Consider the following 12009-nt stretch of genomic DNA (forward strand, 5'->3'; position numbering starts at 1 on the left):
CCAAAGTGGTTTTTTATGACCATAGCTCTTTAAAAATCTGGAAAGCTGATTAAATTCAAAGTTCTTTAGACATAACAAGTGTCTTGGAAACTTGAGGCGGAAAACAACTAATACATTAGTTGCTTTATGACCCTGAGTTCATTTGGGGTTGTATGGTTAAGTGACTAAGCGTACACGGTGGATGCCTTGGCAATCAGAGGCGATGAAGGACGTGCTAACCTGCGAAAAGGGTTGGTGAGCTGGTAAGAAGCGTTATAGCCAACCATGTCCGAATGGGGAAACCCACTCACTTTTAGTGAGTATCTCATGCTGAATACATAGGCATGTAGAGGCGAACCCGGGGAACTGAAACATCTAAGTACCCGGAGGAAAAGAAATCAACCGAGATTCCCTAAGTAGCGGCGAGCGAACGGGGATTAGCCCTTAAGTTTGATATGAGCAAGTGGAACGGTCTGGAAAGTCCGGCGATAGAGGGTGATAGCCCCGTACACGTAAGCGAATATTGAATGAAATCGAGTAGGTCGGGACACGTGGTATCTTGACTGAACATGGGGGACCATCCTCCAAGGCTAAATACTCCTGATTGACCGATAGTGAACCAGTACCGTGAGGGAAAGGCGAAAAGAACCCCTGTGAGGGGAGTGAAATAGAACCTGAAACCGTGTACGTACAAGCAGTGGGAGCATCCTTCGGGGTGTGACTGCGTACCTTTTGTATAATGGGTCAGCGAGTTACTTTCAGTGGCGAGGTTAACCGAATAGGGGAGCCGTAGGGAAACCGAGTCTTAACTGGGCGAATAGTCGCTGGGAGTAGACCCGAAACCCGGTGATCTAGCCATGGGCAGGTTGAAGGTTGAGTAACATCAACTGGAGGACCGAACCCACTAACGTTGCAAAGTTAGGGGATGACCTGTGGCTGGGGGTGAAAGGCCAATCAAACCGGGAGATAGCTGGTTCTCCCCGAAAGCTATTTAGGTAGCGCCTCGGACGAATACTATTGGGGGTAGAGCACTGTTTCGGCTAGGGGGTCATCCCGACTTACCAACCCGATGCAAACTCCGAATACCAATAAGTACTATCCGGGAGACACACAGCGGGTGCTAACGTTCGTTGTGGAGAGGGAAACAACCCAGACCGCCAGCTAAGGTCCCAAAGTTATCACTAAGTGGGAAACGATGTGGGAAGGCCCAGACAGCCAGGATGTTGGCTTAGAAGCAGCCATCATTTAAAGAAAGCGTAATAGCTCACTGGTCGAGTCGGCCTGCGCGGAAGATGTAACGGGGCTAAGTGATACACCGAAGCTGCGGCAGCGTACTTGTTACGCTGGGTAGGGGAGCGTTCTGTAAGCCTGTGAAGGTGGATTGAGAAGTCTGCTGGAGGTATCAGAAGTGCGAATGCTGACATGAGTAACGATAATGGGGGTGAAAAACCTCCACGCCGAAAGACCAAGGGTTCCTGTCCAACGTTAATCGGGGCAGGGTGAGTCGACCCCTAAGGCGAGGCCGAAAGGCGTAGTCGATGGGAAACAGGTTAATATTCCTGTACTCGCTGTAATTGCGATGGAGGGACGGAGAAGGTTAGGTGGGCCAGGCGTTGGTTGTCCTGGTGAAAGTGCGTAGGCTGAGTGTTTAGGTAAATCCGGACGCTCATTAGGCTGAGACACGAGACGAACATCCTACGGGATGGAAGCCATTGATACCCTGCTTCCGGGAAAAGCTTCTAAGCTTCAGATTACAGAGAATCGTACCCCAAACCGACACAGGTGGTCGGGTAGAGAATACCAAGGCGCTTGAGAGAACTCGGGTGAAGGAACTAGGCAAAATAGTACCGTAACTTCGGGAGAAGGTACGCCGCTGATGGTGAAGTCCCTTGCGGATGGAGCTGTCGGTGGTCGCAGTGACCAGGTGGCTGGGACTGTTTATCAAAAACACAGCACTGTGCAAACTCGAAAGAGGACGTATACGGTGTGACACCTGCCCGGTGCCGGAAGGTTAATTGATGTCGTTATCCCTCGGGAGAAGCGGTTGATCGAAGCCCCGGTAAACGGCGGCCGTAACTATAACGGTCCTAAGGTAGCGAAATTCCTTGTCGGGTAAGTTCCGACCTGCACGAATGGTGTAACCATGGCCACGCTGTCTCCACCCGAGACTCAGTGAAATTGAAATCGCTGTGAAGATGCAGTGTACCCGCGGCTAGACGGAAAGACCCCGTGAACCTTTACTACAGCTTGGCACTGAACATTGAGCCTGCATGTGCAGGATAGGTGGGAGGCTTCGAAGCGGTAACGCCAGTTATCGTGGAGCCATCCTTGAAATACCACCCTTGCATGTTTGATGTTCTAACCTCGGTCCATTATCTGGATTAGGGACAGTGTCTGGTGGGTAGTTTGACTGGGGCGGTCTCCTCCCAAAGAGTAACGGAGGAGCACGAAGGTGGGCTAAGTACGGTCGGACATCGTACGGTTAGTGCAATGGCATAAGCCCGCTTAACTGCGAGACAGACACGTCGAGCAGGTACGAAAGTAGGTCATAGTGATCCGGTGGTTCTGAATGGAAGGGCCATCGCTCAACGGATAAAAGGTACTCCGGGGATAACAGGCTGATACCGCCCAAGAGTTCATATCGACGGCGGTGTTTGGCACCTCGATGTCGGCTCATCACATCCTGGGGCTGGAGCAGGTCCCAAGGGTATGGCTGTTCGCCATTTAAAGTGGTACGCGAGCTGGGTTCAGAACGTCGTGAGACAGTTCGGTCCCTATCTGCCGTGGGCGTTGGATGATTGAGAGGAGTTGCTCCTAGTACGAGAGGACCGGAGTGAACACACCTCTGGTGTTCGGGTTGTCACGCCAGTGGCACTGCCCGGTAGCTACGTGTGGAACTGATAACCGCTGAAAGCATCTAAGCGGGAAGCAGGCCTCAAGATGAGTCATCCCTAAGACTATAAGTCTTCTGAAGGGCCGTCCGAGACTAGGACGTTGATAGGCAGGGTGTGTAAGCGTTGTGAGGCGTTGAGCTAACCTGTACTAATGACCCGAGAGGCTTAACCATACAACACCCAAGTGAGAGACGCTTGTGTGTCTTAAGAACGAATTAATCACTTTCTGGATTTAAGTTTTTTGTCTGGCGACCATAGCGCGGTGGCCCCACCTGATCCCATTCCGAACTCAGAAGTGAAACGCCGTAGCGCCGATGGTAGTGTGGGGGTTCCCATGTGAGAGTAGGTCATCGCCAGGCTTGTATTTCGTTTTCAGATTTAGAAAAATCTGAAGGCAAAAAGTTAGAAAAACCCCGGTTCATCTGAGCCGGGTTTTTTTGCTATCTGGCATCTTGTCATGAATTGTCCTCCTTTTTTAACCCTCGTCCCGAGATTTTCCCACCTTAACTCACCTATCTATTAGAAATGGCATAGACTTTTAAGAGATATGAAGGGAGATCTTGCCAGGGATGAAAATCAGTCAGCTCATCACATGCATTGTTCTGGTGGCACTCGTTGTGGTTCTGGGAAGTGTCTACCTCGGCTTTCGTTTCCTGGTGATCCATGAATTCAATCAGATTGAGAGAGACTCAATGGAGCGCAACCTGGTGAGGGTACATCAGGCTTATCTCCAGGAGCTTAACCAGCTTGATGTGATCACTAAGGATTGGGCCGAGTGGGATGTGACTTATGAGTATCTTGCCAGCAAAAAGAGCCCCTATGGAGCGAAGAACTTCAACCCGCAGGTGTTTGATACCCTGAGAGTTGATGTCATCGCTTATTTTGATCGGGAGAAACAGTTTTACGGAGGTGCCTCCCTGGAGAATGGCCAGGTTGTTCCGATCCCTTCGCAGCTGATTGATGAGCTGGGGCGATTTGTTGCCAGCCGAACCACTTCTGCGGCAAGCTCCGGCCTCTGGAGTTATAAGAAGAGATATTATTTCCTCTCTAAAATGCCGGTGCTGACCAGTCAGGGCAAGGGGCCGAGCAACGGCTATCTGGTGTTCCTCAAGGCCTTTGATCAAACCGTGACCTCCCATCTTCAAAAATCGATGGCCATCACTGCACGCTTTTATCGGGGAAGTACTCTGAATAGCTCCAGCCCGGAGCTCGATATGCTACTTAGGCTACAGAGCACAGATCAGCAGGTGGTTATTTTAGATGAGAGTATTGTGGGGTACACCCTGTTCCCGGCCGTGGGGAAAGAGCTCGGGATCCTGGTTGAGGTGGTACAGCCCAGAGAGTACTTTGCTCAGGGCAAGCGGATCGTCTGGATCTTTTGCCTCTATCTGACTTTTGGCGGAGTGCTTTATCTTCTTATCGTTTTATGTGTATTTAATCGTTATGTCTCAGCGAGGCTCAAATCACTGGTCACAGGTTTAAGCTGGGTCGGTCAAAAGGACGATGGTTTGGGCCGGGTACAGCAAGATAGCAGAAGGGATGAGATTGCGGATGTGACCCGGGCTTGTAACAAGATGTTGGATACGATCGAGTGTATGCACAATAGTCAGCAGGAGAGCCAGCTACGCCAACGCAGACAAAATCAGGCACTGATCGATCTGGCAAAGAGCGATCTCTTGATGGAGCAGGATCTGGTGAGTGCGGCCCAGAGAATCAATGAAGCGGTTTGTCGGGGAACGGGAGCCGGGCGTTCAAGTATCTGGTATGGCTCAGAGGATCAGCAGCAGATGCTGTGTCCGGATCTCTACTATGCGCCAACCTCTCATCACCAACAGCTTAAGCCTCTTCCCTACCATTTCATCAGTGGCCGATATGAAAGTGCCGAACTCAGTGGTTCACTGATCTGGAATATCGAAGATAGCTATGAACGCTCCCGTTTCAATGCGATGTTGCAACGCCTTGGACTTTCCCCGATGGAGGGGGCGGCAAGGATTTCACCCATCATCTATAACGAGGAACTGTTTGGTTTTATCATCTTTGAGCTTGAAGAGCCGATGCAGCACTGGTGCCAGGATGAGGAGATCTTTATCTTGTCGGTGTGTAACTATTGCTCACAAACCCTGGCAACTCTGAAGAAATTGGAACACTTTAAGGAGCTTGAAAAAAATTCAAGTTTTGATGAGCTGACTGGGCTCGCCAATCGTCCCCGATTTTATCAGCTTTTGAAGAACCAACTGCTACAGGCTCAGCAACTCGATGAACAGCTGGCACTGCTGTTTATTGGAGTCGACGGCATCAAGGAGATCAACGCTAGTCAGGGGCAGTCGGTTGCCGATAGCGTCATGAGTGAAGTCGCCAAACGGATGAAGAGTTGTCTGCGTAGCAGTGATCTATTGGGACGGATGGGAGCCGGAGTCTTTATGGCTTACCTGGCTCTTCCGGGAACCATTGAGGATGTTGAGTTTGTTGCGGCTAAATTAATTGCTGCCATTGGCGCCCCTGTTGAGTTTGCCGATGAGGAGTACTATGTGACCGGCAGCATAGGTATTGCCATCTATCCGACTCATAGTGACAGCCAGGAGGGGCTGATCGATTGTGCAGACCGAGCCATGAGCCAGCTTCGTCAAAAAGCGCAAAATGGGATATGCCTCTACGATCCAACACTTGATGAGTTTAGCTGATTGAGCTTCAAAACTATTGGGAGCAGACATCCGGGGTCTTGACTGATACAGTGGCTAAAAAGGACTTGGAGCGCCCCATGGATATTGTCTCTTTGCTGCAAATGATCGCAATTGTTGCGATTCCCCTGATTTTAGCGGTTACCCTGCATGAGGCAGCCCATGGCTGGGTTGCCAGTAAACTGGGTGATCAGACAGCCAGGAGTTTGGGACGAGTCACTCTCAATCCCATTCGTCACATCGATCTTGTCGGGACCATCATCATCCCTCTGGTGATGTTGGTGCTTTCTAATTTCAGCTTCATGTTTGGTTGGGCAAAGCCGGTGCCTGTGCGCTGGGGAAACCTTCGCCAACCCAAGCGGGATATGGCATTGGTGGCCCTGGCCGGTCCCGGAGCAAATCTCTTGATGGCCTTTATCTGGGCGGGTGTGGCGGCCTGTGCTTCTTCTATCTATGCCTATGATCCCACTCTTGCATGGTTGGCCAGCCTTGTCGGAAAGGTCGGACTCTATGGGATCTTGATCAACTGTTTGCTGATGGTACTCAACCTCATCCCCATTCCTCCCCTGGATGGCTCTCGGGTGGTCTCGGCGCTGCTACCGGATCATCTGGCCTATCAATACGCTAAGATTGAGCGTTATGGGATTTTGATCCTGATCGTGGGTCTGTATTTTCTGGGCTCTCAGATCCTGCATCCTCCGGTCCAGGCCCTGTTTCGTTTTATCACCGAGCTTTTCAGCTTGCGCTAGAGATTGGCTCCTGGATGCTAAACCTCCACGGCTGACTGTATCTGCAAGCCAGTTTATGACTCCTCGTCGGGGAAGTGACTGCTGATCTCGGCAGGTTAGTCGCGCTTTGCGTTGAGCTTATTCAGCCGCTGTTCGATCGGCGGGGGCAGAATTAGCTGGTTGACTAGCTTTTTGATCGTTTCTCTTAAGGTTTTTTCCAGAGCTTTTCGCCCCGTCAGGCCACTTTCCGTGACCAGCTCGGGCCAGCTTGCGAGCTGGAGAATTTTTCGGATCGCCCACTGGTGGTGGGGGGCATCGGTAAGCCTGCCCGGATGGGTTAACAGCAGCTGGCGTAGGGCAGGCTGTGCTAGTTCAGTCTGCCTGTACCCACAGGCAAAGCTGATGCAGTCGAGCCATTGCTGCTCACTCATGTCGGTGGGGGAGCAATAAGCAGCCGCTGTACCAGCCGTGGATCCAGCTCCTTGAGGGAGGAGAGCAGCAGTTCAGGAAGTTGTGAGCCGAAACAGGACTGCCATTGTCTTAATTGCTCGCGGCTTTCTGCACACAAGGGGCGCAGCAATACGCAGGAGTGGCAGCCGCTGGCGCTGTCTCTGTGTAGCCCGACTCGCAGAGGGGTGAAATGGTTTTTTTTCCAGAAATCCAGGAGCTCGGGAGTTGCGCCAAAGGAGGTACCGATAAATTCACAACTCTTTTCGACCTCGCTGGCTAACTCATTGAGCAATCGGGAGCCGATCCCAAGACCTTGCAAGCTTGGATGAACCGCGATCCTCATTACCCGGGCATAACTAAAGCGCGCCGCATCCTGCCATCCGGCGTGACCGAGCAGAGTCTGGGGGAGTAGCTGTCCACGGAGGCGACGCTTACCCAGCCAGATAGCCTCACTGATCTCCTGGGCCAGAGGACCCTCCCTGCTGAGTAGGGCAATTGCAATCGGCAGCTTGTCATCGAACAGGGCATACAGCTGACAATCGGGAGAGTCCAGCAGCATTCTGAGATCGCTGGGTGAGGTTTGATAATGAGCCATCACCAGCAGTGCGAACAGCTGACGAAGTAGCGTTTCATCTTCAATCAATTGCCTGGGACTGATTTGGCGAAGAGTCAGTTCTGCCGGGGGCTGGTAACCTTGAGGCAACTCAAGCTCGGCATCAAGTCCCAGCAGGCGAAAGGTCAATTGCTCCAAAGGGTCATCACGGTTCCAGCGGATCGGTTGCTCCAGCTTGGCTGAGCGCCAGTTAGGTTTTTCTGCATCCAGGAGCTTGCTAAATTTCAGGGCAAAACCACGGCCACATCCTTCATAACCATGTAAAGTGGTCGCAAAGATGGTGCGGGGTGAGCTGTGCAACAGCTTTTCTAAAATGGGGAGCGGAATGGCCGCCGCCTCATCTACCATCAGTAGCTCACAGGACTCATCTGTGTTAAGTAGTTGATCCGGACTTCGAAATACAAGGGTACTGCCATCTGCCAGGGAGTAGCTTTGTGCCTGGGGCAAGTTTAGCTCGCTGGCCACATGACGCAGCAGGGTCTGGGCGGCGTTGAGGCATGGGGCGGTGACGATGATCTTTTGAAACCTGGGTTGCTGTAGCAGATGGGCGGCAGTGATTCCCAGGGCGGCTGATTTGCCGCGTCCGCGGTTAGCTGTGATGACGTAGGGAGGCACCTGGCGTCTGTTAAGTCTGCTATTGAGAGTTGTGACCAGCTGCGCCTGATCCGCAGTGATGCAAGAGAGCTGGGGTGAAGAAGCCTGCTCCTTGGCATGCATGAGCTGTGGGGGTTCGCCGGGGACCTCCCCGGAGACAAGGTAAAGGCTCCGGGATCGCTGCTAAGTAGCTGAAGCAGCCTTGGGATAAAGTGCCAGTGACAGCGAGTGACCTCATCTGGGTGTTCGACATAGCGCTCCTGATCCGGATCACCCAGCTGCTGCCACTGCTGCTCTTTCGGGGTGAGCAGTAGCAGTAAACCTCCCCCCTTGAGAGTACCGCTGACTGAGCCGAATGCATCGGGATGAAAGCCATCGAAGCTGTTGAACACGATCCACTCATATTCACCACCCAGCTCCCCCCGGGCCTTGGCTGCGGGAATGCTGTGGGGGCTCACCCTGTTTTCTATCCATAGGGCGCTATTCTCACCGATAAGCTGCTCTGCCAGAGAGCTGCTCCACTCCAGAGGGCCAGCCAGGCGGACCAGGTAGCGGTGGCCATTGGCGATGGCGATCGCCCTGAGCTTCTGAAGATAGGTTATTTCGGTCATGGTGAGCGGCTCTGATTGGATGAGAGACTATTGTGCGCTTTTAGTCATGATCACTCAATATGCAGGGGCGCCTGCGACCATTCCACTGGCCAGGCTTGTTGGCAAAGTGACCGGCGATGGGGGTCTTACAGTGACGACAGCACCCCTGGTCGAGTTGCCAGCTCTCAAGGTGGAACCAGTCTCTTTCGATGATACAGCGGCCACAGCCCGGGCACCAGCTGCTCCCACCTCGGCGGTCGTGAACATTGCCTGTATAGACGTAGTGGAGCCCGGTTTCAATGGCAATGTTTCGTGCCTGTGTCAGAGTCTCGGAGGGGGTCCTCGGGATCGCCAGGTGGAAGTCGGGATGATAGGCTGAAAAGTGTAGCGGCACGTCCGGGCCAAGCTCATCCATGATCCAGCCACACAGTTTTTCCAGCTCCGTGGGCGAGTCGTTTTCTCCCGGGATCAAGAGAGTGGTGATCTCAAACCATACCTTGGTCTGCTGCTTAAGGTATTGTAGTGTTTCTAAAACCGGGGCCAGATGACCACCACACAGCTTGTGGTAGAAACGCTCGGTAAATCCCTTAAGGTCGATGTTGGCTGCATCTATGTACTGAAAAAAATAGTCACGGGGCTCTGGCTGAATATAGCCTGCCGAAACCGCCACCGCATAGAGTCCCAATTCGTGGCAGGCCTGAGCCGTATCGGCCGCATATTCGAGAAATATGACCGGATCATTATAGGTAAATGCAACTGAGCTGCAGCCCGATTTGAGGGCTGAATTCGCGATCTGTTGGGGGCTTGCCGCCTCACCAAGGGTCGACATATCTCTGGATTTACTGATGTGCCAGTTTTGGCAAAACTTACAGGTCAGGTTGCATCCGGCGGTACCAAAAGAGAGCACCGGACTTGCCGGATAAAAATGAAACAGGGGTTTTTTCTCTATAGGGTCGATGCAAAATCCGCTGGCTCGCCCATAGGCGGTCAGTTCCATCTTTCCCTGGTGAGCGCGTCTGACGAAACAGACACCGCGCTTTCCTTCTCGCAGGGTACACTTTCGGGGCAGAGTTCACAGCGAACGCGGCCATCCTCCACGACACGGGAGAAGTTGGGATGTTGTGAAAATGCACTAGCCATAATTGATCCCTGAATGATCCAGGCTCTTATATTATTAAGGTTAACACGGAGGTGCTTATGACGATGCGAAATCCGGCGGTGGCCGGGCTTTTTTACCATGACGATCCAGGGCAGCTGCGGCTCTACCTGGAGGAGACCATCGGCTCCCTGGGTGAGGTAAGCGCAGATCCCGCAATCATGGGACTGATCGTTCCTCATGCGGGTTATGTCTATTCAGGAGCCACTGCGGCTAAGGGATACCTGACCCTTGCTCCCGAGAGGTTTAGCCGAGTCCTGCTGCTGGGGCCGAACCATAGGGTCCCTCTATCTGGGATCGCAGCATCACCCGCCAGTCATTTTATCACGCCTCTCGGGGAGATTGCTCTGGAGCAGGAGTGTATTGGCCAGCTCAGATCCCGTTCTCTGGTCATTGAGCATGAGGGGGCACACCGTCTGGAGCATTGCCTGGAGGTGCAACTTCCCTTCCTGCAGTATCTGTTAAATGAATTCACCCTGATCCCCCTGGTTGTTGGTGAATGCTCTCCCAGCGGGTTTGCGAGGTCATAGAGGAGGTGATGGATGAGCACACCCTGCTGGTGGTGAGCAGCGATCTCAGCCATTACCATCCTTATGAAGAGGCGAATCGCCTGGATAGTCAAACCCGGGCGCAGATCGAATCTCAGGATCCATCGATTCGCCCCGAGCAAGCCTGTGGAGCTCATGCCATCAATGGCTTGCTGTACTGGGCGAAAGCACATCAGGGCAGGGTGCATTGCGTCGCTGCCTGTAACTCCGGGGATGGACCCGCGTCAAAAGATCAGGTGGTGGGATATGCAAGCTTTACAGTTGAACTCTGAGCAGCAGCAACAGCTGCTGGATTTAGCGCGCTGGGCGATCGCTTCTCGTTTAGGTGAGGTTATAGAACAACCCCGGGTTAACCTCCCTGATGAGACCGTAGCCTGCTTTGTGACCCTGCATAAAGGGGGGCAGCTGCGCGGTTGTATCGGTTGTCTTGAACCACAATACCCCCTGGTTCAGGGGGTTATAAACTATGCCCGTGCAGCCGCCTTTGATGATCCCAGGTTCCCTGAGGTACGGCTCGATGAGCTTGATAAGATCGAGCTGGATATCTCGATTTTAAGTCCTCTTGAGAGCGTGTCTGCACAGCGGGCAGATCTGATTGAGTCACTCAGACCCGGGGTTGATGGTGTCGTGCTGGAGTCGGGAGGGCGACGGGCCACCTTTTTACCTCAGGTCTGGCAGGAGCTGCCCGCAGTCGAGCTTTTTTTAAAGCACTTGCTGCGTAAGGGGGGGTGGAGTCATTGGCCGCCAGAGGCGAAAGCCTATCGCTATCAGGTTGTGCATTATCAGGATGACTAGAGTAATTCTCCATTAATGGAGCCCTAAAACTCCTGAGCGAGTACGTAGGTAAGCTGTTTAAAGCTCTTTTTCGAGACAGGTCGTTCTCAGGCTTCCTGCCTTTCACGACATTCGCACATCCTGCTCAGCAGGTGTCGAGCTGCGTAGTTCTGTGGAGGGGTGAAGTTGCTCCCAGAGCAATGGAACGAGAAGCAGGATGCTGAATTGGGAGGGGGACCAAGGATGGTCACCGTCGAGCTGGGGAGATTTATCAGGGATGATAAATGCACAGTACGAAGCGAGTTTATGATTACTTTTGGTGATACAAAAGTAATGTGCAGCCGGCACCCCGGTATTAATGCAGCACTCAGATAAGTGGTATAGATAATAACACTTAGCTGCACTAGAACGTAAAAAGCCGCCTAATGGCGGCTTTTACGCGCAAGCAAGTCCTTGTTTATTTTTGTACAACGAGAACGGGTGTCTCGGCAAGGGTCACTGGACCTGACATCTTGGTGAGCTCTTTGAGCTCATCAGTGTTGGAGATCACGACCGGAGTCAGTACAGACTTGGCCTTTTCCTGCAGCAGTGGCAGATCAAACTCGATGATCACGTCACCGGTCTTCACTTTCTGACCCTCTTCTGCAATGCGCTTAAAGCCTTCACCTTTGAGCTCAACGGTATCGATACCGAAGTGAACGAACAGCTCTACGCCATTATCAGATTCAAGAGAGAAGGCGTGGTTGGTTTCGAAGATCTTACCAATCGTACCGTCACAAGGGGCAACCATCTTGTCGCCGGTTGGCTTGATGGCGATACCGTCACCGACGATCTTCTCGGCAAATACCACATCAGGCACTTCCTCGATCGGTACAATTTCACCGGACAGAGGTGCATAAATCTCGATACCTGCGGTTTCGGTATTTTCGTCAGAAACCAGTTTTTTCAGCTTATCAAAAAGACCCATAAAGATAACTCCTGGAATAATTCAGTTGCTTGCTGCTA

The 12009-nt window shown here is 52.5% G+C and carries 8 protein-coding genes, 2 rRNA genes and 1 pseudogene; 6 read left to right on the forward strand and 5 right to left on the reverse strand.

Annotated features, from left to right (window positions below; genetic code table 11):
• Positions 1-154 precede the first annotated feature (154 nt).
• From DB847_RS04530 to DB847_RS04545, 4 genes are all read left to right on the forward strand, one after another.
• Positions 155-3046 (forward strand): 23S ribosomal RNA (locus tag DB847_RS04530).
• Positions 3047-3117: 71 nt separating this feature from the next.
• Positions 3118-3232, forward strand: a 5S ribosomal RNA gene (gene rrf, locus DB847_RS04535).
• Positions 3233-3442: 210 nt separating this feature from the next.
• The gene (locus tag DB847_RS04540) at positions 3443-5554 is read left to right on the forward strand and encodes a sensor domain-containing diguanylate cyclase (RefSeq protein ID WP_108649639.1); all 2112 of its coding nucleotides are present in this window, start codon (positions 3443-3445) and stop codon (positions 5552-5554) included.
• Between the two features lie 77 nt (positions 5555-5631).
• Positions 5632-6300 (forward strand): site-2 protease family protein, encoded by a 669-nt coding sequence (locus DB847_RS04545; protein ID WP_108649640.1) that lies wholly within the window; start codon positions 5632-5634, stop codon positions 6298-6300.
• Between the two features lie 95 nt (positions 6301-6395).
• Here DB847_RS04545 and DB847_RS04550 read toward each other — a convergent pair whose 3' ends face one another.
• Genes DB847_RS04550 through amrS form a run of 4 tightly spaced genes read right to left on the reverse strand, consistent with a single transcriptional unit; the run spans position 6396 to position 9595 of the window.
• The gene (locus DB847_RS04550) at positions 6396-6710 is read right to left on the reverse strand and encodes a tRNA-binding protein (protein ID WP_108649641.1); all 315 of its coding nucleotides are present in this window, start codon (positions 6708-6710) and stop codon (positions 6396-6398) included.
• Positions 6707-7906 carry a GNAT family N-acetyltransferase gene (locus DB847_RS04555; RefSeq protein ID WP_234418587.1) on the reverse strand — a complete coding sequence of 400 codons (1200 nt, stop codon included), beginning with the start codon at positions 7904-7906 and terminating at the stop codon, positions 6707-6709. The genes DB847_RS04550 and DB847_RS04555 overlap by 4 nt, the downstream gene beginning before the upstream one ends.
• Positions 7792-8547: a tRNA(Met) cytidine acetyltransferase TmcA domain-containing protein gene (locus DB847_RS25395; protein ID WP_108649643.1), complete on the reverse strand. Its 756-nt coding sequence runs from the start codon at positions 8545-8547 to the stop codon at positions 7792-7794. The genes DB847_RS04555 and DB847_RS25395 overlap by 115 nt, the downstream gene beginning before the upstream one ends.
• Positions 8548-8587: 40 nt before the next feature.
• Positions 8588-9595, reverse strand: a complete 1008-nt coding sequence (amrS, locus tag DB847_RS04565; RefSeq protein ID WP_199911827.1) for an AmmeMemoRadiSam system radical SAM enzyme — start codon at positions 9593-9595, stop codon at positions 8588-8590.
• A gap of 134 nt (positions 9596-9729) precedes the next feature.
• Here amrS and amrB point away from each other — a divergent pair.
• Together amrB and amrA are read left to right on the forward strand one after the other, a co-directional pair.
• Positions 9730-10502: pseudogene (amrB, locus tag DB847_RS25400) on the forward strand (AmmeMemoRadiSam system protein B).
• Positions 10477-11025: an AmmeMemoRadiSam system protein A gene (gene amrA, locus DB847_RS04580; protein ID WP_159084404.1), complete on the forward strand. Its 549-nt coding sequence runs from the start codon at positions 10477-10479 to the stop codon at positions 11023-11025. The pseudogene amrB and the gene amrA overlap by 26 nt, the downstream one beginning before the upstream one ends.
• A 436-nt stretch (positions 11026-11461) precedes the next feature.
• On the opposite strand, the gene crr is transcribed toward amrA, so the two are convergent.
• Positions 11462-11971 (reverse strand): PTS glucose transporter subunit IIA, encoded by a 510-nt coding sequence (gene crr, locus DB847_RS04585; RefSeq protein ID WP_108649647.1) that lies wholly within the window; start codon positions 11969-11971, stop codon positions 11462-11464.
• Between the last annotated feature and the right edge of the window lie 38 nt (positions 11972-12009).

This window comes from Dongshaea marina, assembly GCF_003072645.1.
In the GTDB taxonomy this organism is placed as follows: domain Bacteria; phylum Pseudomonadota; class Gammaproteobacteria; order Enterobacterales; family Aeromonadaceae; genus Dongshaea; species Dongshaea marina.

Coding starts and splice junctions, on each gene's coding strand:
- DB847_RS04545 (WP_108649640.1), top strand. CDS start 5,632: ATGGATATTGTCTCTTTGCTGCAAATGATCGCAATTGTTGCGATTCCC.
- DB847_RS04540 (WP_108649639.1), top strand. CDS start 3,443: ATGAAAATCAGTCAGCTCATCACATGCATTGTTCTGGTGGCACTCGTT.
- crr (WP_108649647.1), bottom strand. CDS start 11,971: ATGGGTCTTTTTGATAAGCTGAAAAAACTGGTTTCTGACGAAAATACC.
- DB847_RS04550 (WP_108649641.1), bottom strand. CDS start 6,710: ATGAGTGAGCAGCAATGGCTCGACTGCATCAGCTTTGCCTGTGGGTAC.
- DB847_RS25395 (WP_108649643.1), bottom strand. CDS start 8,547: ATGACCGAAATAACCTATCTTCAGAAGCTCAGGGCGATCGCCATCGCC.
- amrA (WP_159084404.1), top strand. CDS start 10,477: ATGCAAGCTTTACAGTTGAACTCTGAGCAGCAGCAACAGCTGCTGGAT.